The organism is Pseudorhodobacter sp. MZDSW-24AT, assembly GCF_002794355.1.
In the GTDB taxonomy this organism is placed as follows: domain Bacteria; phylum Pseudomonadota; class Alphaproteobacteria; order Rhodobacterales; family Rhodobacteraceae; genus Pseudotabrizicola.
In genome coordinates, this window is record NZ_PGOI01000008.1 from 132,553 (window position 1) to 151,864 (window position 19,312).

Consider the following 19,312-nt stretch of genomic DNA (forward strand, 5'->3'; position numbering starts at 1 on the left):
CCCTAAAGGCGCAATTCCAAGCTGTTGATTCCAAAGAAAAGCCCATTTTGTAACACAGTGGACACACAGCCCCTGCCCCCCATGCCGCGTTAGCGCCATCACGCTTGCCCCAAGGGGACCGGGCAGGCTACACCGGGGCGCAGCTCATTTCCCAGCAAGGACCGATCATGCCCGTCGCCCCGCCCAAAATCGCCGAATTCCAGGACCGCCTGCTCTCGCTCGGCCTCGCCCGCGTCTCCGAGGCCGCCGCCCTTGCCAGCGCCACCCTGATCGGCCGCGGCGATGAAAAGGCCGCCGATCAGGCCGCCGTGAACGCCATGCGCGACCAGCTGAACCTGCTCGACATCAAGGGCGTGGTCGTGATCGGCGAAGGCGAGCGCGACGAGGCCCCGATGCTCTACATCGGCGAAGAGGTCGGCACCGGCCAAGGCCCCGCCGTCGACATCGCCCTCGACCCGCTCGAAGGCACCACCCTCACCGCCAAGGACATGCCCAACGCCCTCACCGTGATCGCGATGGCCCCGCGCGGCACCCTGCTGCACGCCCCCGACGTCTACATGGACAAGCTCGCCATCGGCCCCGGCCACCGCCCCGGCACCGTCACCCTTGCGATGACCCCGTCCGAGCGCGTCTCCGCCCTCGCAGCGGCCAAGGGCTGCTCCACCAATGACATCACCGTCTGCGTCCTCGAACGCCCCCGCCACGAAGAGATGATCGCCGAGATCCGCTCCACCGGCGCCGCCATCCGCCTGATCACCGACGGCGACGTCGCGGGCGTGATGCACTGCGCCGAGCCCGACCTCACCGGCATCGACATGTATATGGGCTCGGGCGGCGCCCCCGAAGGCGTGCTCGCCGCCGCCGCGCTGAAATGCATGGGCGGCCAGTTCTTCGGCAAGCTGCTCTTTCGCAACGAAGACGAGCGCGCCCGCGCCCGCAAGGCCGGGATCGAGAACTTCGACCGCGTCTACACCCGCGACGATCTGGTGCGCGGCGACGTGATCTTCGCCGCCACCGGCGTCACCGATGGCAGCCTGCTCGCCGGCATCAAGCGCGAACCCACACATCTGACCACCGAAACCATCCTGATGCGCTCAAAAACCGGCTCCGTCCGCCGCATGACCTATCGCAACCCGATCCGCCGCTGATCGCCTTTGCCATTGCACCTTTCTGAAATACTCCCGCCGGAGGCATCCCCACGATGCCCCCGGCGTTACATTTGCAGTTGAAGCGCCGCCCCCGCTGGTGCAGACCGCTGCCATGAGCACACGCGCATTCCTCAACGTCGAAGCCTCCGCACTCGGTCGTCGCTGGACCGGCCCCGAGATCGAGGAAGAGCGTCTGGCCGAAGCGATGGCTCAGCAAACCCGGCTGCCGATGGCGCTGTGCCACACGCTGGTGCGGCGCGGCGTATCCCCTGCGGAAGCTCCGGCCTTTCTCGCCCCGGTCCTGCGCGACCTGCTGCCCGATCCGCTCACCTTGCGCGACATGGCGGCCGCCTCCGACCGCTTTCTTCTGGCCGTCAAACACCGCCAACGCATCGCGATTTTTGCCGATTATGACGTCGACGGTGGCGCCTCGGCAGCTCTCCTCATCATCTGGCTGCGGGCGATGGGGCGTGAGGCGACGCTCTATATTCCCGACCGCATCGATGAAGGCTATGGCCCCAATGTGCCCGCGATGCAGGCCTTGGGGGCCGCGCATGATCTCATCATTTGCGTCGATTGCGGGACGCTCAGCCACGACCCCATCGCGGCGGCAGGCTGCGATGTTGTGGTGCTTGATCACCACCTTGGCGCCGAAACCCTGCCTGCCGCGGTCGCGGTGGTGAACCCCAACCGTCAGGACGAAACCGGCGCGTTGGCGCATCTTTGCGCGGCCTCGGTGGTCTTCCTGATGCTCGTCGAGGCCAACCGCCGACTGCGGGCCGAAGGCGTGCAAGGGCCCGACCTGATGGCGATGCTGGATCTGGTCGCCTTGGCAACCGTCGCCGACGTGGCCCCGCTCATCGGTGTCAACCGGGCCTTGGTGCGACAAGGCTTGCGGGTCATGGCGCGGCGCGAGCGGACCGGGCTGGTTGCGCTGGCCGATGTGGCGCGGATGGATCAGGCGCCCACGCCCTATGCGCTGGGTTTTGTACTGGGCCCGCGCGTCAATGCGGGGGGGCGGATCGGTCAGGCGGATCTGGGCGCTCGGCTGCTGGCCAGCGATGACCCGCGGGCCGCAGCCGCCATGGCCACGCGTCTGGACCAGCTGAACACCGAGCGCCGCGAAATCACCGAGCGTGTGCGGGAAGAGGCCATGGCGCAGGCCGAAGCGCGCGGTCTAGACGCGCCTCTGGTCTGGGCCGCCGCCGAAGGCTGGCACCCGGGTGTGGTGGGGATCGTCGCCGCGCGCCTGAAAGAGGCCTTCAACCGCCCGGCCATTGTGATCGGCCTTGAAGATGGCATCGGCAAGGGCTCGGGCCGGTCCGTCGCGGGGGTTGATCTGGGGGCTGCCGTTCAGCGCACGGCCAGCGAAGGGCTGTTGCTCAAGGGCGGCGGTCACAAGATGGCAGCCGGGTTGACCGTGGAACAGCACCAACTGGAGCCTGCGATGGCGCGTCTGGCCGAGCTTCTGGGCCGGCAGGGCGCGGGCGCAGAAGGACCGCGCGATCTGCGCATCGACAGCCTGCTGATGCCCTCGGCCTGCACGCCCGGCTTTGTCGAGCAGATCGAGGCCGCCGGTCCCTTCGGCCAAGGCGCCCCTGCCCCCCGCTTCGCCTTGGCCGACGTGGCGGTGGTGGCCCGCCGGATCGGCGACAGGCACCTCAAACTTGCCGTCTCGGATGGCATGGGGACCCAGATCGAGGCGATGGCCTTTGGGGCTTTCGACTCTCCTTTGGGCCCCGCATTGGAAAACCCCGGACACCGGCGCTTTCACCTCGCGGGACGGTTGGAACTGAACCACTGGGGCGGGCGCACCAAGGTTCAGCTCCGGCTGGAAGACGCCGCGCCTGCTTCAGGCTGATCGTTGCGTTTTTCCTCTTGCGAGTCAGCGGGAAGCACACTAGACACCCCTCACCGACAGCGTGGCCCGTTCGTCTATCGGTTAGGACACCAGGTTTTCAACCTGGGAAGAGGGGTTCGACTCCCCTACGGGCTGCCACTTCTCCTTATTTTATCTCTTTATAACAATAGCTTGTAAACAGGTTAGTCATTTGCGGGAGTCGCATAGGCTCAAATCCAACCAGCGTAGGGTGGCGACAAGGACAGACCTGACGAGCTAAGTCGCATGACGTTGCCGGCGATCTCATAGTCGTCGATCTCGGCCATATCAAAATCACGAGCTGCCTGCGCCACCGCAACGCCCCGCTCTGGCACCACCTTCACAGCCCCTAACTTGAACTCCTTCGTGAATTTCCGTTTTACCATGCCCGATCTCCGTTTCCTTGGTTACGATCTTATCTTCGTGTCCACGAAACCGGAGCAGCACACCGCAGCCCAGATGGCATCAAGCAGATCGAAGAGTCATAGCTATGGCTCTGTAGCAGTCACAGACAGTGATTTTGTTCGAGTCAGTTCAGGCACACCCCACTTAATCTGAACCGCACCCGCGTGATCCTCCGACTCCGAGCATCATCTCAATGCAGCGCTAAGTGCGGCGCCAACCCGCTCCCTGACCGCTTCAGATTCGTTGGCCAAGGCCATTGCAAGTGATTGAAGGACAAATCTTGCGCCGTGCAATTGGTCGATCAGCGACATTACGATGGCAATTGCGGGGTCGTCCAAATCGAAATCGTTGGAAAGGTCACACAGCAGGCGAAGGCGAGCAAGGTCGATCTGGCAAAAAAGGGGGCCATCGTCGCTTTGAACGGGAACCACGGCCCTAGACGCTAGGAAAGTGGTCCGACGGGCTTGGGTCAAGCCTGCAATCGCGGCAAGAGCATCGTCTTCGGTTAGATAGCGCGTCATCACGTTGCCCCTGACAGAGTGGTGGTGCGCGGATCATGGGAATGGGTCCGGCGCCAGTTGGTCATGAAGTCGCTTAGAGCAGCATCGATTTTGGGCGGGGCAACGATCCGCAGTTCAACCCGCTGATCGCCCTTTTCAGAACCAATCGCCTTAGCCATGCCGCGCCCGCGCAAGCGGAGGACTCTGCCAGAACTGGTGCCTGCCGGGATCGTCAGGCTGACCGGACCCGAGATCGTCGGGGCCCGCACCTTGGCCCCGAGGATTGCTTCATCGATCGAAATTGGTAACGTGATCAGGATGTCGGCACCATCACGGCGAAACACAGGATTTGCCTGAAGGGATAGCGTGATCAGCGCATCCCCGGATACCCCGCCGCGCTGGCTCGCTCTGCCCATACCGCGCAAGCGCAGCACCTGGCCATCTTCGGCTCCCGGCGGGATCCGGACTGCGACATCGCCCCCGTCACCCAAGGTCACGCGCATCTCTGCCCCCCGCGCTGCATCAAGAAACGGCACGTTGAGCGTAAATCGAAGGTCGCGCCCGGGGGCGGCAAAGCCTTGGCCGTCTTCGCCGCGTTGCCGCAACATTTCGGCAAAGATATCACCCGGGTCCCCACTGGCAAAGCCCGCGCGGTAACCCGGTTGGGGACGATAAGCGTTGCCGGTTGCGTCGGAAAAGTCGCGGTAATACTGCCGGGGCGGCTTTTCCGCGCCCAAGGAATCAATCTCGCCTGCATCAAATCGCGCTCGGGTGGCAGCGTCTTTTAAAAGATCATAGGCTGCACTTATGTCTTTGAACGTGGTCTCGGCCTTAGCGTCATTGGGGTGCAGATCGGGATGATGAGCGCGAGCCAGCTTGCGGTAAGCCTGCTTTATCTCGGCAGCCGTTGCGGCACTTGACAGTCCAAGAACATCATAGGGTTCAAGCCTCATATCTCTGTCTACTCATTCATGGACGATTTGCAGAACCGCGACCGCGACGCGGCAGAATTGCGCAGGTGTCCCATGAAAGATCATGCTTTTTACTGATGCAGATCATCGCCCATGGCCCTGCCGCGGACTACAGTAGTGCAACAGCCTAAGCCGCACCGAAATCGCGCCGACGAACTCTCGATTTGCGAGCGCAGGCCTATCCCAGACCACCAAGCCATTTCAGTCAAATGAGGTTCTTCATTTCGGATCGTCCCACACCCTCCTGTGATGCCCCACGAAGCGTCAGGCGCGCCGCTGCTTCCGGTTGTGATGCCAAAAGCAACCGGACCCGGCGCAGTGGTGCCGAAAGCTAATCGACGCGCATGGCCTTGGGCCGCAGGTGCCGTCTTGCTGGTGGGGATTTGCGCGCTGGTCTGGCTTCAGCCTTGGGCGCCAGCTGTGATGGAAGTAGCGGTGGAGACTGTCGCCCCAGAGCAGGTATCGCGTGTTCTGGCCGTCAACGGCCGGGTGGCAAGCGAAGTTTCGATTGAGGTGCGCCCGTTGGTCAGCGGCCCAGTGCTCGAGGTGCGCGTCTCCGAAGGGGATATCGTCGAGGTCGGCCATGTTCTTGCCCTGATCGACCCTGCGACGCAGGACGCGATTGTGCGGCAAGCCGTAGCAGGCCTTGATGCAGCGCTGGTTGGGCAGACCAACGCAAAGTCAACGTATGCCCGGACAGAAGCGCTTGGCACGAACGCAGCAAGGGTGGTGCTGGAAGATGCCGCCCGTGCCGTGCAAACGGCGGCACAAGAGGTGTCAAGGTTGACTGCACTTCTCGATCAGGCGCAGATCGCGCTGACCCGCTTCACCATCCGCGCATAAGTGGCAGGATCGGTGCTGATGCTGTTCGCTGATCCGGGCCAGACGGTAGACCCCTCTACGATTTTGATGACGATTGCGGATTTGCGCGGGCTCGTGATCGAAACAAACGTGGACGAGACCTATGCCACACAGGTCAGACAGGGCCAACCCGCCGGCTTGCAATTGGCGGGTGAGGGTGAGGTGCGTCCCGGCCACGTCAGCTTTGTGTCGCAACGGGTGGACCCGGCGACCGGGGGGCTCGCGATAGAGCTGAAATCAGAAGCCCCCCTGACCGCTCCCATCGGCCTGACGATCACTGCCAACATAACCGTTGATGATCGCACAGCAGCTATGACGGTTCCTCGCGCGGCCATTGTCCGGGATGACCGCGGCAACTGCGCTTTTGTGGTCAAAAATGGCCTCGCCCGGCGCCAATCGGTCACAGTGATCGACTGGCCCGCCGCTCGGTTGATCGTGACCGAAGGCTTGGCGGCAGGTGATCAGGTCATAACCGATGCGACCGGTATCACTGATGGCCAAGCCGTCACGGTCGTGCCCTGATGCTTTATGCGCTAAAGATTGCAACGCGCTACCTGACCGCAAGCAAGGCCCAGACCGCCCTTTTGGTGTTTGGCGTGGCGATCGGCGTTTTTATCTTCATCTTCATGTCCGCGCTGATCGGTGGTCTGGCAGAATTCATTATGATGCGCACGGCGGGCGATATGGCGCATATCACCATTCAGGCCGAAGCCGTGGACCCCGCCTTGTTGCAACCAAATACCGGACGGACAGTTCTTTTGGTGCAAGAACCGACCACACAAACCACGGCCATCCTGAAGGACACCGCCGCATTCCTGCCGCTGATCGAGGCTTTGCCCGGCGTGACCGGCACCTCGCAGCAGATCAACGGATCGGGGTTTCTGACGCGCGGAGTCCAAGTCACGCAGGTGTCAATCAACGGGCTGGAGCCGGGGCACGAATCCGTCATCGTCAACCTCGCCAGCTACATCACCGAAGGCACGGCGAACCTTGGGGCGGGCGGGGTTCTGGTGGGCAAGACTTTGGCCGAGGATATGGATCTGTCGCTGGGCCAAACTGTGCGCCTGCAAAGCGCGCAGGCGATTGACGCGGCGCTGACAATCACCGGCATCTATGAAATCGGGTCAGGCGGACCAGATCGACGGCAGGCCTATGTCAGCCTTGCCACCGCGCGCACCCTCTTTGCCCTGCCGCAAGGCGTGACGCGGATCGAGATCAAGCTGGCCGATCTCTACACCGCCGACGCACTCGCCCCCCGGATCATGGCGCTGACCGGGCTTGATGCAAAGTCATGGACCGAACAGGCCGCGCAGCTACTCGAGGCCCTTCAGGCACAGGCGCAGACCGGCTTTATCCTAAAGGCCTTTGCGCTTTTGACCATCATCATCGGAGTCGCCTCGGCGCTCCTTTTGTCCACCTACCGCCGCCGACCAGAGATCGGAATTATGCGGGCGATGGGTGCCGGGCGATGGTTTGTGATGGTGGTCTTTGTATCCCAAGGCGCGCTGATCGGGTTGATGGGCGGCCTGTTTGGGGCGGCGGCAGGCTACGGCGTGCTGCTGGCCTTCCCCTCGCGCGTCAGTTTTGGCCCGGGGCAAAGTGGTCTGCCCATCGACATTCGCCAAGGCGCCTATGGGCTGGCGATTTGGCTGACCACGCTGGGGGCAATCCTTGCCTCAATCCTGCCCGCGCGGGCGGCGGCGCGGCTCGATCCAGTGACGGCGATCGGGCAATGACCGCATTGCTGGAGGTCCGAGATCTGGTGAAAACCTTTGGCATGGGCGAGGCAGCAACGCGGGTTCTGCACGGGCTGACCCTGACGATGGAAGCAGGGGAACTGGCGGCCCTTCTTGGCCCATCGGGATCGGGTAAAAGCACGCTCCTGACTATCTTGGGCACGTTGATGCATCCCACATCGGGCAGCCACACCATGCTGGGCTTGGACCTGACCACGGCGAGCGACAGCGCATTGACCGAGTTTCGCAACCTGCACATCGGGTTCGTGTTTCAGTTCCACAACCTGTTGCCCGACTTCACAGCGTTGGAAAACGTGTGTTTCCCCACCGCCGTCCGCGAAGGGCGCGAAACCACCGCCGCGCGGACCCGAGGCCAAGAACTTCTTGTCCGCATGGGTCTTGCCGATCGTGTGCATTTTCCCACTGCCAACCTGTCGGGTGGCCAAAAACAACGCGTCGCCGTCGCACGGGCGCTGATGAACCGGCCGGAACTGGTGCTTGCAGATGAACCAACTGGCAACCTCGACCGCGCCTCGGCCAGCCAAGTCATGGACTTGATCGCCGAGATAAACCATGACGAAGGCACGACTTTCCTCATCTCCACCCATGATGAAAAAATTGCGGCACTGTGTCGGCGGCAGATCGTGGTGGGCGATGGCATTGTGACGGGCTAACTCCACGCCTCAGGCCAAACTGCGTGATCTTGCCTTGGACGCGGCAACACTCCCCTGCCCATGCCGAACTCCCCAACACAAGCGATCAGAGACGGCCAAGCAGCACAAGCACAACGACAATAATCAGGATGGCCCCGATCGCCACCACGCCGCCATGTCCGTAGCCATAGCCATACCCCCCAAACCGGCCACTAAAGCGACCCAAAAGGGCGATGATCAGGATGACGGCAAGTATGGTGCCAAGTGGCATAAGGGGTCTCCGCAGTTTTGGGGTCAGGAAGGAAAGGAATGGAGGACGGAAATGTCCATCTGGCCACATCAAGGGGATGTGTGAACATCCTCGCGCCGCAGCAGCCAACCGCCGGGCAGCGCAAAGGCTGCCAACGTGCCGATCCCAAGCATCGTCAGGCCTAGAACAAAGAACCAACCCGCAATCGGCACCAGCCACGCAAGACCCGCAACGAAGGCACCAAGACAAGCCAGCGCAAATTTGCCCGGCAGGCCAAGCGGCATCAGGCGACCAAAGCCGAGCCACAGGCTAACCCCCAGCACATAAGATCCAAGCGCATAGCCAGCAAAGATCGCGACCACCGTAAGGATCAGCATCACCGGAAGAAGAAAGACCCCGACCAGAGTCAGCATCAGCACAAACCCTGATCCCGCCAGTGCCGACGTCACCAGAAACCCCGACCAGATTGCCCGCCCCGGATGGGCAAGCGCTAGTGTCCGCCAACGTTGCACCGCCTGTGGCGCAATTGCGATCACCAGCGCGGCTATCAAGCCAGACATGAGAACCCCCACCAGAAATCCCGTGACGATCCGCCAGACCGGAACCTGCATTTGCATTCTGTCTGACCATTCGTCGTTATCATACTGCGCGGCCTGCTCAATTTTGACCCGGGCCGCCGGCGCCACGCTTTCTGGCACAGTCACAAGGGCCGGGTCTTCGGCATAAATCGTCAGTTGGCCTGCCACCTTGGCACCGGGGCCAAAGGCGATGTCCTCTGCCACCAAGACGGCATCGCCAGCGATGACACCCTGCAGCGAGACCTCGGCCCCGGTGATCAGCGCATAGCCGCCAACTGCCGCAACCGCCACCTCTGCCCCTGCCACCCTTAGATTGCCGGTAACGTCCCCCGGCACCACCTCGTAGCCTGTAACCGATGCATCGCCACTCACCACTGCCTCAAGCATCACGCTGTAACCTGCGGCATAAAGATCGCCCGCCACTGCGGCCTCAACCCTGATCCGCCGCCCAGCCAGATGTGCCGACCCGCCCACGGGCGATGCTACAACGACCCGGTTTCCAGCCATGAAAAGATCGGTCACTGCAGGCCCGTCATAGGTGACAGACGCCCCTGCCAGATAGCGGTCGTCTGAAATGGCCAGGCTGGTGATATCGGCAAATGCAGGCATGGCCAGGAGGCCACAGGCAAGGGTCAGTGTGCGCAGCATCACGTTTATCCTTAGATCAAAGGGAGAGAGCCGCTATTCGCTTGCAACACCGTCAAAGACTTCGCGTGAGGTCTCGGCCTCGGCCTTCGTGTCTTCGAGCAGCTTGTCGATGTGGTTCGGTGGGCCATAGATCGTGTAAAGTCGCAGGCGGTTGTCACCGGTGTTGACCAGATTGTGCTTGGCCCCCGCTGGAACGATAAGGCCATCGCCACTCTTGATCTTTTGGCGCACCCCGTCGATCACGACCTCGCCATGACCCTTTTCGATCCGGAAGAACTGATCATGTGTGGCGTGGGTTTCCATGCCGATGTCCTGACCGGGCGTCAGTGTCATAAGCACCAATTGCAGGTTGTGACCCGTGTAAAGCACCTTGCGAAAAGCGGTGTTTTCTTCGGTCAGCGTTTCGATGTCGGCAAGATAGCCCTTCATGGTATCCTCCAAAGGGGTGAGTGGTGAGATCAGCGATTGCGGCAGCCCGGAACGTTCAGATCGCGGCAGAAATATCCAGCAGCACCGCCGACAACGGCGCCGGACAAAGGACTGCCTCCAGTGGCGCCGCTGATCACCGCACCACCCGCCGCACCGGCAAGGCCACGCTCGGTATCGCTGGCAAGGCAACCTGACAGGCCAAGTGACAAGGCGCTCAAAAGCAGGAAGGATTTGGTCGGCATATGAGCCTCATTTCTGGAATGGGTTTGGCAGACCGCAAAGGAAGGGCGTGGATCAAACCCTTCCCATTGTCGGTTTGGCGAACTCGCAACAGGATGCGCCGATGCCGCGCGCACCGCGCTGCTTCAGATCAGTGGTTCACAGGTTTCCCGGATCGCAAAGCCAAGGCCACCCGGTTGCGCTGCACCGCCCGAGCCCAGATCGGTTTGAGCACCTCCAGCGCCACCAGAACCGCAAGCCCGGCCAAAAGGGGCACTGCCAGATGCGCAGGATCAAGCGCGCCAAAACCAAAAAGATCGCGGGCCACAGGCCAGAACAATATGACACCCAAGAGCCCCCCCACGATGGGCAGCACTACGGCCAAGGCGCGGTTTGGCCGGGTGATCGCCGTTAAAATCGACGACGACCGCGACCTATCCACCAAAATCAGCGCCACAATGCCAAACACAAGCGCAGCAAAGGTCATCCCGCGCACCTGATCGGTGGACAGACCATATCGCGGGGCAAGCGCAAAGATCGCCGCTGTCACGCCCAGCACCAACACGCCCTGCACCAGACTCCAAAGGATCGTAGGGCCAGAAAACAGCGGCTCCGTGGGCGGGCGGGGTCTGCGGGTCATCACATCGTCCTCTTCCGTCTCAGCCTCGAAGACGAGCGCACAAACGGGGTCAATCACCATTTCGAGGAACGCGATATGCACAGGCCCGAACAGAATTGGCAAACCGAACAAAAGCGGCATCAGCGCAAGGCCGGCGATGGGGACGTGAACGGCAAGGATAAAGCTCATGGCCTTGCGCAGGTTGTCATAGATGCGGCGGCCAAAGCGAATTGTGGTGACTATTGACCCGAAATCATCATCCAAAAGCACGATAGAGGCTGCTTCCCGGGCCACATCCGTCCCCCGCCCGCCCATCGCGATTCCGATATGGGCGGCCTTGAGCGACGGCGCGTCATTCACCCCGTCGCCTGTCATCGCCACAACAGCCCCCGCAGCCTTGAGCGCGGTCACAATACGCAGCTTTTGTTCGCGCATGATGCGGGCGAAAATCGTCACATCTCGCACCGCCACTGCCAGATCCTCATCACTCAGGTTTTCGAGTTCTGGTCCGCTAATGACCCGATCTCCCTCCAGCCCCGCCTGCGTGGCAATGGCCTGCGCTGTGGTCGGGTAATCGCCGGTGATCATGATGACCCTGATCCCCGCACTCCGGCATTGGGCCACGGCGGCGGGCACTGATGCGCGCAGCGGATCTGCCAGCCCAACCAGACCAAGGAACCGAAAGCAGAAATCGCGCTGATCTTCGGGCAGGCTGCCTTCTTGTGCAGCCTCGGCAACACCCAACACGCGCAGGCCAGCGCCTGCCATCTGATCGACCTGTGCCGTCAGCCTGGCCAGCGCCACAGCGTCCATCCGGCAAAGTTCGGCGACGGCCTCGGGCGCGCCCTTGGCAGCGATCTGCCAGCCCTTGCCTGCCTCCCACGCCTGCGACATGGCCAACAATTGCGGCGAGAGGGCATAGCTGCGCACCAAAAGCCGCGCCGGGCAGGGTTTCACCTTTGCGCAGGTCGGTTTTGGCCAAAGTATGGAACGCCTTTTCCATCGGGTCAAAGGGTTCGGGGGCTGAAGCCATCACCCCGGCAGCCGCCAGTTCCCGGAACCGCTCGGGCACGGGCTCGCCTAAACTGGCCCTCTTGCCATCCGGCAGACGCATTTCGGCGATGGTCATGCGGTTTTCTGTCAGCGTGCCGGTTTTGTCAGTGCACAGCACGCTTGCAGCGCCCAGCGTCTCAATCGCTGACGCCCGCCGTGTGAGCACCCGCACCTTGGAAATCCGCCACGCGCCCATCGCCATGAAAACGGCCAGCACCATGGGGAATTCCTCAGGCAACATCGACATGCCCACTGCGATCCCCGCCAGCACCCCGTCCGGCCAGCCCCCGCGCAACATCCCATACAGCACCACGACCGTCCCACTGACCGCCGCGCCAACGGCGGCAAATACGATCACCAGCTTGCGCATCTGGCGTTGCAGATGGGGAGTCTCTGTCTCCAGCTGACCGAGCGATGTGCCAATCCGTCCCATCTCACTCGCCGTCCCGGTGGCAGTGACCAAAGCCATCCCCGTGCCTCTGACGATCAAGCTGCCAGAAAAGACCATCGTTTGATCCTCACCCCCCGGGCGAGCGTCGGTTGCAGCGCCAGCACTCTTGCGCACCGGCACGGCTTCTCCCGTCAGCAAGGATTCGTCCGCCGATAAGGACTGTGCCTCGATCAGAGCCGCATCTGCAGGCACCCGGTCGCCTTCGGCCAGCACGATCACATCGCCCCGCGCCACATCGCGACCCGCGATCCGCTGCCGCTGGCCGTCGCGGATCACCAAGGCGCGCGGGCTGGTCAAATCGCGCAACGCATCCAGCACACGTTCAGTGCGGGCCTCTTGCACGACTGTGATGCCAACAGACAGGCAGGCAAAGGCCAAAAGGATCAACGCCTCTTCCTTGCCACCAAGAAAAAGATAGACCACCCCTCCGGCCACCAGCAGCGCCAGCATTGGCTCGCGCAGCACTTCAAAGATGATCCGCAGTGGTGATCGCCGCTGCGCCTTTGGCAGTTCGTTGAACCCCTCAGCGGCAAGCCGAGCGGTCGCTTCGGTCTGTGTCAGGCCTACCAAAAGGGAGGTGTCAGAGTGTGTCATGCGCGCTTTCTCGTGAGTGGTGCGCTTTGGCGCGCGGGTCACACTGACACGGCCCCGGTGTGATCGCCTTGACCTGTATCAGCGGCCAACAACGACGTGTTCTTCCGCACTGCCTGACCTCAGGTGACGTTTGAGCGTGTCGCTAACCTGCATCAACACGGTCCCGCCCTTCCGGACCTACCATCATGCAATCAAGCCTGATCGAAGGACCGTGCCATTGCCCTCCATAGAAAAGCCAAGATTCCGTTTCCCTTCGGCCTTCACCATCCTTTTCGGCCTGATAATCTTGGTGGCCGTGCTGACTTGGGTTATCCCCGCCGGACAGTATGCGCGCGCGCCTTCGGAGGCGCTGGGCAAGGATGTTCCGGTTCCGGGCAGCTACGCGCTGACCGAAGCCAATCCTCAAGGCGTTTTCGACGTCCTTCTGGCGCCCATCGCCGGGTTCTACGACCCCGTGGCCTATACGGCGAATGCGATTGATGTCTCGCTGTTCGTGCTGATCATCGGCGGCTTCATCGGGGTGGTGACCGCGACGGGTGCGATTGATGCAGGGATCAAACGGGCGATGGTGCGGGCCAAGGGGCGCGAGGTCTGGATGATCCCGTTCCTGATGGCACTCTTCGCTCTTGGCGGCACCACCTATTGAATGGCCGAGGAAACGTTGGCATTTTATCTGATCCTGACACCGGTCCTGATCGCCGCGGGCTGTGATGCGATGGTGGCCGTCGCGGTGATCCTGCTGGGTGCCGGGATCGGGGTCTTGGGCTCAACCATCAACGCCTTTTCCACCGTCATCGCCTCGGATGCCGCCGGGGTAACTTTTGCCGACGGACTGTTGCTGCGGATCGCTATTCTGGGCATCTGCTGGGTTGTCACTGTGGCTTTCGTTATGCGCTACGCCGCACGGGTCAAGATGGATCCGTCCACGTCGCTGGTCTTTGATCGTAAGGCAACGAACGAGGCGCATTTCCTTAAGGACACTGACGCTGATGTAGAATTCAGTGGGCTACAAAAGGTGGTGCTGATCTTATTCGCGCTGACCTTTGCGGTTATGATCTGGGGCGTCTCCGGCGCCGGCTGGTGGATGGCTGAGTTGAGCGCGCTGTTTCTTGCCGCTGCCATCATCATTGGGGTGATCGCCCGGCTTGGCGAAGGCAAGCTGGTCGAGGCGTTCGTGAACGGCGCGCGGGACCTTTTGGGCGTGGCGCTGATCATCGGCCTTGCACGCGGGATTGTTGTGGTGATGGACGCTGGCCACATCACAGACACCATCTTGCACGGCGCCGAAGTCTTGGTCGCTGATCTGCCAAAAACCGCATTCATCTTGGTCATCTACTGGATCGAGGTCGGCCTATCGTTCTTCGTCCCGTCCACGTCAGGCCTTGCAGTCCTGTCTATGCCCATACTAGCCCCTGTGGCCGATTTTGCCGGGGTTAAGCGGGAACTGGTGGTTACCGCTTTCGCCACCGCCAGCGGGATGGTCAATCTGATCACCCCAACCTCTGCTGTCGTCATGGGCGGCCTCGCCATCGGACGCGTGCCCTACGAACGCTGGCTGCGCTTTGTCTGGCCATTGCTGGTCGTCCTAAGCCTGATCATCATGGCAGCCCTTGTGATGACCGTCATATTTGGAGCCACCCTATGATCCTCACCTACGGCGTTCACTCCGAAGCGGGTAAACTGCGCCGCGTCCTGGTCCACCGCCCAGGGTCTGAGATGGCGCGGCTGACGCCCGCAAATGCCGAAAGCTTGTTGTTCGACGATGTGCTATGGGTAAAGCAGGCCCGCATCGACCATATGGCGTTCGTCGATATCCTGCGCGAGCGCGGGGTCGAAGTGGTTCTTTTGCGCGAAATGCTCGAAGAGGTGCTCGCCATCCCCGTGGCGCGGCGCTGGCTGCTGCAGGCGCGGATCAGTGACAATTCGGTGGGGGTGGGCCTGTCGGCGGATCTATTGGCCTGCCTTGCCGAGATGCCCGCAAAGCCCCTCTCCCATATCCTGATCGGAGGCATGAGCCGCGCCGAACTGCCGATCCCTGAGTCTGGCGTTGTCGTGCCGATGCTGCGGCCCGAGGATTTTCTCCTTCCACCAATGCCGAACACCATCTTCACCCGCGACAGCTCATGTTGGATCTACGGCGGCGTCACAATGAACCCGATGTTCTGGACTGCCCGGCGACTTGAAACGCTGAACCTGGCCGCGATCTACCGCTTTCACCCTGACTTTGCCGATGCCAGTTTCCCGATCTGGTTCGGCGATCCGCTCATTGATCATGGGATGGCAACGCTCGAAGGTGGCGACGTCATGCCCATCGGCAACGCGACGGTCCTGATCGGCATGGGCGAGCGCACAACACCGCAGGCGGTTGGGCAAGTGGCACGGGCGCTGTTTGCAGGCGGCGGTGCAGAGCGTGTCATCGCCTGCCAGTTCCCCCGAGCCCGATCCTCAATGCATCTCGATACCGTCTTCACCTTCTGCGACCGCGATCTCGTGACGGTCTTTGCCGAAGTCACGGACGCGATCCAGGCCTATTCCTTACGCCCCAGCGACAAGGGCGGAGTCACGGTAACGGCTGAAAAGCACCCTTTCTTGACGTGGTCGCCGAAGCGCTTGGCGTCAAGAAACTCCGCACTGTGCCCACTGGTGGCAACGCCTACGAGTCGCAGCGCGAACAATGGGATGACGCAAACAACTTGCTCTGCATCAGCCCCGGCGTCGTGGTGGGATACGAACGGAACGAACATTCCAACACTCTGCTGCGCAAGGCGGGCGTCGAAGTCATCACCATTTCGGGCGCGGAACTCGGGCGCGGGCGCGGTGGGTCGCATTGCATGACCTGCCCGCTGATCCGAGACGCGCTGTGATCCTATCTTTGAAAGGACGACCCTATGCCACAAAATCTGCACGGCCGCAGCTTTTTGAAACTGCTGGATTTCTCTGGCGACGAGTTACGCTTTCTCTTGCAACTGGGCGTCAGTCTGAAAGAGGCAAAGGCAGCCGGGACCGAACGCCCTTTGTTGGCGGGAAAGACAATCGCCCTGATCTTTGAAAAGGATAGCACCCGCACCCGCAGCGCGTTTGAGGTAGCGGCTTTCGATCAAGGGGCACATGTCACTTACCTTGGACCGTCCGGCAGCCACATCGGCATCAAAGAATCCATGAAGGATACCGCCCGTGTGCTGGGACGGTTTTATGACGCCATCGAATATCGCGGCTTCGGACAGGCGGAAGCAGAAACCCTTGCCGAATTTTCTGGTGTTCCAGTCTACAATGGACTGACAGCCGAATTTCACCCTACGCAAGTGCTGGCCGACCTGATGACCATGCAGGAAAACACGCACAAGCACCTGTCTGACATTGCATTTTGCTTTGTCGGCGACACTGGTGGCAACATGGGTGCGTCACTTCTGGTGGGTGCGGCACTGATCGGGATGGATATCCGCCTGTGCGGGCCAACCGCACTTTGGCCGCATAAGGCGCTGCTCGACCAGTGTCGCGCCCTTGCCGAAACCTCTGGTGCTCGTATCACTCTGACCGAAAAGCTCGCCGAGGGGGTGGAGGGCTGTGACTTCGTCTACACCGACGTCTGGGTCTCGATGGGCGAGCCAGACACCGTCTGGGCCGACCAAATCGCGGTCTTGTCGCCCTTCACCGTCACACAAAACGTGATGGACCTAACCGGCAACCCCTATGCCAAGTTCCTGCACTGCCTGCCTGCCTTCCATAACCGCGACACAACAACGGGCGAAAAGATTTTCCAGACCTACGGACTTGAGTGCTTGGAGGTAACCGACGAGGTTTTTGAATCCCCTGCGTCCAAGGTCTTTGATCAGGCAGAGAACCGGCTTCATTCGATCAAGGCCATCCTTGTCGCAACGTTAGGGGCCGCGTAATGCGCATCGTCGTGGCCTTGGGCGGCAATGCCCTTCTAAAGCGTGGTGAGCCAATGACGGCTGAAGCGCAGCACACCAACGTCCGCATCGCAGCGGCTGCACTGGCAGATCTGGCCCGCGACCATCAGATCATCGTGGCACATGGCAACGGCCCTCAGGTCGGGTTGATGGCGCTGCATGCAGCAACATTCGCGCCGGAAAATCCTTGGCCGCTGGATGTGCTGGGCGCCGAGACAGAAGGCATGATCGGGTATCTGATCGAGCAGGAGCTGATGAACGCCCTGCCCCCCGGCACCGACTGCGCCACACTGGTGACAAGGGTCGAGGTTGACCGCCAAGACGCCGCCTTCGACCAACCCACCAAACCCATCGGCCCGGTCTACACCGCGGAAGAAGGCAAGATTATTCGCGCTGAACATCAATGGTCCATGGTATCCGAAGCAACCGGCGGCTTGCGCCGTGTTGTTCCTTCACCCTTGCCCTTGGCCGTCCTGAACATCGCGCCGATCCGGCTGCTCGTTCAGGCGGGGGTCTGCGTGATCTGTGCGGGCGGTGGCGGCATTCCGGTCATCCGCAGGACAGATGGAAAAATGGAGGGAGTCGAGGCGGTGATCGACAAGGACCGCACGGCAGTCCTGCTGGCAAAGGCACTTCAGGCCGACATTCTTTTGATGCTGACCGATGTAGATGCAGTGTTTCGCGACTGGGGCGACCCTGATCAATCTGCCATTGATCACATCACACCCGATGCGTTGGACAAATTGGAATTTGCCACAGGATCCATGGGGCCCAAGGTTTCGGCGGAGTGCGATTTTGTGCGGGCGGGTGGGGCATTGGCAGGCGTTCGTTGCCTGCAGGACGCGCGGGCCATCGTCGAAGGACGCAAAGGAACCCGGATCCAGATGCACGCGCCGAGGGGTAAATGCATAAAGGCCAAAGATGGCAGCGCAATTTTGGCACGACACCAACCTGAAACAGTGCGGGTCGCCGTGTAACGGGCGATATCAAAGATCTTGCCAGCGCTCTCGTCCCCTGCGTCAGGCAAGCGCCCACCCGATGCTCCGGTCCCTCGCGCATCGGGTGGGCTGATTTGCTGCACACGCCGCCTGTTTTTAATCCGAAGCACTAAAGACTCTTGGCGCCAAGGTCACTTCATTAGCGGGCCATCATGATCCAGATAGTTCCGGTCGAATTCGCAAAACGCCACCAAGCCATCGAAATCGTCGAAGATCACGCGGCCAAGCTGAAAGGTGACGAACCCATCCTCACGCAATTCGCGCAGCACGCGGTTGACATGCACGGCGCTGAGGCCAAGGGCATCGGCCAAGAGGTATTGGGTCAACGGGCAGCTGTAGCCATCGTTTGAGGCGAGCCCCACAAGCTTCAGCCGCGCGCCGAGTTCCAGCAGAAAATGCGCCATACGCTGCTTAGCGTCGCGCCGCCCGATGTCGACGAGGTGTTCCACCACCATCGCCTCGTCACGGGATGCGGCCCACAGCACCGCAGCAGCCAGTCGGGGCGCGCTGTTAAAGGTCTCCAGCAAATCTTGCACATGGACTTCAGAGGCCTTAACCCGGGTGATCGGTTCGATATTATGATCCGCAGTGCGAAACAGCACCGAGCGCAGGCCAAGAAAATCCCCAGGAATTTGAAAGTCGACGATCTGGCGCGTACCGCCCGGCAAAAGCTTATAGGAACATACCCAGCCCGAGGCGAGGATATAGGCAGATCGTTCCACCTGCCCCTCATAGATCATGTCCCGCCGCGCGGGAAAGGTCCGGCGTCGGTTGTGCAACTGATTAAGCAAATTCAGTTCCATGTCTGAAAGGGCAACAAATGCGCCCAGTTTGAGGGCAAAGGGTGTATGCAGGGCAGTCACCCGAGGCCAATCCTTTCGTGACGCGCGACGCAGCGCTGAAAGCGGACGATGCCGCCCATCAGTTCTAAATCAGCGGGACGTCGAAGACGCTGATCTGTGTCAGTCAATCCTACCACAGGTCTGCGACACTCTCCTGAATATTGATTGCGCAGGCGTCGGGCGCATGTGCCTGATGCCGCAAGGGAAAGGTCTGTAGATGAAAAACGTCCCCGACGTAGCTGGCACCGCTGCTCTCGCGATCTGCGAGTCACTGCTTCTGGCGCTGAACGACCGCAACATCCTGCCCGAGCGCGAAATTGTGGGGATACTGCGGGATGCGGCGGCTGCCCATGCCCATGATCCGGGGGATGATGGCATGACCGACCTTCACAAAGCGGTTGCCGAACTGATCGGGGGAATTATTGCAGGGGGCAATTCCGTCCGGCGGCGATAATTTGCTGGCAGGACAGGTGTAATTCCGCCGACCCACGGCCGAAAGTTTGGAAGGACCAACATGCATCAGTCCGCCGCGAAATCCGCCCGAGTAAGGTTACCAAGACAGCAAAC

The 19,312-nt window shown here is 61.4% G+C and carries 18 protein-coding genes, 1 tRNA gene and 4 pseudogenes; 13 read left to right on the forward strand and 10 right to left on the reverse strand.

All coding sequences use genetic code 11. From position 1 onward, the window contains the following. The first annotated feature begins 167 nt into the window (after nucleotides 1-167). The 3 genes from glpX (at nucleotide 168) to CUR21_RS10250 (ending at nucleotide 3,147) form a co-directional block, all read left to right on the forward strand. Nucleotides 168-1,148 carry a class II fructose-bisphosphatase gene (gene glpX / locus CUR21_RS10240; RefSeq protein ID WP_100196948.1) on the forward strand — a complete coding sequence of 327 codons (981 nt, stop codon included), beginning with the start codon at nucleotides 168-170 and terminating at the stop codon, nucleotides 1,146-1,148. Nucleotides 1,149-1,260: 112 nt separating this feature from the next. Next, on the forward strand, nucleotides 1,261-3,009 hold the full coding sequence (recJ, locus tag CUR21_RS10245; RefSeq protein ID WP_100196949.1) for a single-stranded-DNA-specific exonuclease RecJ: 1,749 nt from the start codon (nucleotides 1,261-1,263) through the stop codon (nucleotides 3,007-3,009). Nucleotides 3,010-3,072: 63 nt separating this feature from the next. Continuing rightward, a tRNA-Glu gene (locus tag CUR21_RS10250) sits at nucleotides 3,073-3,147 on the forward strand. Between the two features lie 158 nt (nucleotides 3,148-3,305). Here CUR21_RS10250 and CUR21_RS18880 read toward each other — a convergent pair. The 3 genes and pseudogenes from CUR21_RS18880 to CUR21_RS10265 form a co-directional block, all read right to left on the reverse strand. Then, a pseudogene (locus CUR21_RS18880) lies at nucleotides 3,306-3,413 on the reverse strand (transposase); the annotation flags it as partial. 204 nt (nucleotides 3,414-3,617) lie between these two features. Beyond that, a complete protein-coding gene (locus tag CUR21_RS10260) occupies nucleotides 3,618-3,953 on the reverse strand; it encodes a hypothetical protein (RefSeq protein ID WP_100196951.1) in 336 nt (111 codons plus the stop codon). Then, the gene (locus CUR21_RS10265; RefSeq protein ID WP_100196952.1) at nucleotides 3,953-4,885 is read right to left on the reverse strand and encodes a DnaJ C-terminal domain-containing protein; all 933 of its coding nucleotides are present in this window, start codon (nucleotides 4,883-4,885) and stop codon (nucleotides 3,953-3,955) included. Before CUR21_RS10265 ends, CUR21_RS10260 begins: the two co-directional genes overlap by 1 nt. A gap of 309 nt (nucleotides 4,886-5,194) precedes the next feature. On the opposite strand from CUR21_RS10265, the gene CUR21_RS10270 reads away from it, so the two are divergent. The 4 genes from CUR21_RS10270 to CUR21_RS10285 are packed head-to-tail and all read left to right on the forward strand — an operon-like array spanning nucleotide 5,195 to nucleotide 8,174. Further along, on the forward strand, nucleotides 5,195-5,746 hold the full coding sequence (locus CUR21_RS10270; protein ID WP_157791984.1) for an efflux RND transporter periplasmic adaptor subunit: 552 nt from the start codon (nucleotides 5,195-5,197) through the stop codon (nucleotides 5,744-5,746). A 12-nt stretch (nucleotides 5,747-5,758) separates the two neighbouring features. Beyond that, nucleotides 5,759-6,286, forward strand: coding sequence for an efflux RND transporter periplasmic adaptor subunit (locus CUR21_RS10275; protein ID WP_304528566.1), 528 nt, complete (start codon nucleotides 5,759-5,761; stop codon nucleotides 6,284-6,286). Continuing rightward, nucleotides 6,286-7,500: an ABC transporter permease gene (locus CUR21_RS10280; protein ID WP_100196955.1), complete on the forward strand. Its 1,215-nt coding sequence runs from the start codon at nucleotides 6,286-6,288 to the stop codon at nucleotides 7,498-7,500. Before CUR21_RS10275 ends, CUR21_RS10280 begins: the two co-directional genes overlap by 1 nt. After that, nucleotides 7,497-8,174, forward strand: a complete 678-nt coding sequence (locus tag CUR21_RS10285; RefSeq protein WP_100196956.1) for an ABC transporter ATP-binding protein — start codon at nucleotides 7,497-7,499, stop codon at nucleotides 8,172-8,174. The genes CUR21_RS10280 and CUR21_RS10285 overlap by 4 nt, the downstream gene beginning before the upstream one ends. An 85-nt stretch (nucleotides 8,175-8,259) precedes the next feature. On the opposite strand, the gene CUR21_RS10290 is transcribed toward CUR21_RS10285, so the two are convergent. The 6 genes and pseudogenes from CUR21_RS10290 to CUR21_RS18885 all read right to left on the reverse strand — a co-directional run. Next, nucleotides 8,260-8,424: a DUF3309 family protein gene (locus CUR21_RS10290; RefSeq protein ID WP_100196957.1), complete on the reverse strand. Its 165-nt coding sequence runs from the start codon at nucleotides 8,422-8,424 to the stop codon at nucleotides 8,260-8,262. Nucleotides 8,425-8,492: 68 nt separating this feature from the next. Next, entirely contained in the window at nucleotides 8,493-9,629 is a 1,137-nt protein-coding gene (locus tag CUR21_RS10295; RefSeq protein ID WP_100196958.1) for a hypothetical protein, read from the reverse strand. A 33-nt stretch (nucleotides 9,630-9,662) separates the two neighbouring features. Then, nucleotides 9,663-10,058, reverse strand: coding sequence for a cupin domain-containing protein (locus CUR21_RS10300; RefSeq protein ID WP_100196959.1), 396 nt, complete (start codon nucleotides 10,056-10,058; stop codon nucleotides 9,663-9,665). A gap of 29 nt (nucleotides 10,059-10,087) precedes the next feature. Beyond that, a complete protein-coding gene (locus tag CUR21_RS10305; protein WP_100196960.1) occupies nucleotides 10,088-10,300 on the reverse strand; it encodes a hypothetical protein in 213 nt (70 codons plus the stop codon). 128 nt (nucleotides 10,301-10,428) lie between these two features. Continuing rightward, complete coding sequence (locus CUR21_RS18775; protein WP_369802517.1) at nucleotides 10,429-11,790, reverse strand: cation-translocating P-type ATPase; 1,362 nt, start codon at nucleotides 11,788-11,790, stop codon at nucleotides 10,429-10,431. A gap of 271 nt (nucleotides 11,791-12,061) precedes the next feature. Next, nucleotides 12,062-12,994 (reverse strand): annotated as a pseudogene (locus CUR21_RS18885) (HAD-IC family P-type ATPase); the annotation flags it as partial. A 211-nt stretch (nucleotides 12,995-13,205) separates the two neighbouring features. On the opposite strand from CUR21_RS18885, the pseudogene CUR21_RS10315 reads away from it, so the two are divergent. From CUR21_RS10315 to CUR21_RS10330, 5 genes and pseudogenes are all read left to right on the forward strand, one after another. Beyond that, nucleotides 13,206-14,639: pseudogene (locus CUR21_RS10315) on the forward strand (YfcC family protein). A 152-nt stretch (nucleotides 14,640-14,791) separates the two neighbouring features. Next, nucleotides 14,792-15,511, forward strand: a pseudogene (locus tag CUR21_RS10320) (arginine deiminase family protein); the annotation flags it as partial. Nucleotides 15,512-15,627: 116 nt separating this feature from the next. Beyond that, nucleotides 15,628-15,858 carry an arginine deiminase family protein gene (locus CUR21_RS19010; RefSeq protein ID WP_255413781.1) on the forward strand — a complete coding sequence of 77 codons (231 nt, stop codon included), beginning with the start codon at nucleotides 15,628-15,630 and terminating at the stop codon, nucleotides 15,856-15,858. Between the two features lie 24 nt (nucleotides 15,859-15,882). Then, a complete protein-coding gene (gene argF / locus CUR21_RS10325; RefSeq protein ID WP_100196961.1) occupies nucleotides 15,883-16,887 on the forward strand; it encodes an ornithine carbamoyltransferase in 1,005 nt (334 codons plus the stop codon). After that, nucleotides 16,887-17,882, forward strand: coding sequence for a carbamate kinase (locus CUR21_RS10330; RefSeq protein WP_100196962.1), 996 nt, complete (start codon nucleotides 16,887-16,889; stop codon nucleotides 17,880-17,882). Before argF ends, CUR21_RS10330 begins: the two co-directional genes overlap by 1 nt. A 152-nt stretch (nucleotides 17,883-18,034) precedes the next feature. Here CUR21_RS10330 and CUR21_RS10335 read toward each other — a convergent pair whose 3' ends face one another. Beyond that, a complete protein-coding gene (locus CUR21_RS10335; protein WP_100197490.1) occupies nucleotides 18,035-18,706 on the reverse strand; it encodes a Crp/Fnr family transcriptional regulator in 672 nt (223 codons plus the stop codon). A gap of 256 nt (nucleotides 18,707-18,962) precedes the next feature. On the opposite strand from CUR21_RS10335, the gene CUR21_RS10340 reads away from it, so the two are divergent. Beyond that, nucleotides 18,963-19,199 (forward strand): hypothetical protein, encoded by a 237-nt coding sequence (locus CUR21_RS10340; protein ID WP_100196963.1) that lies wholly within the window; start codon nucleotides 18,963-18,965, stop codon nucleotides 19,197-19,199. The last annotated feature ends 113 nt before the right edge of the window (nucleotides 19,200-19,312 follow it).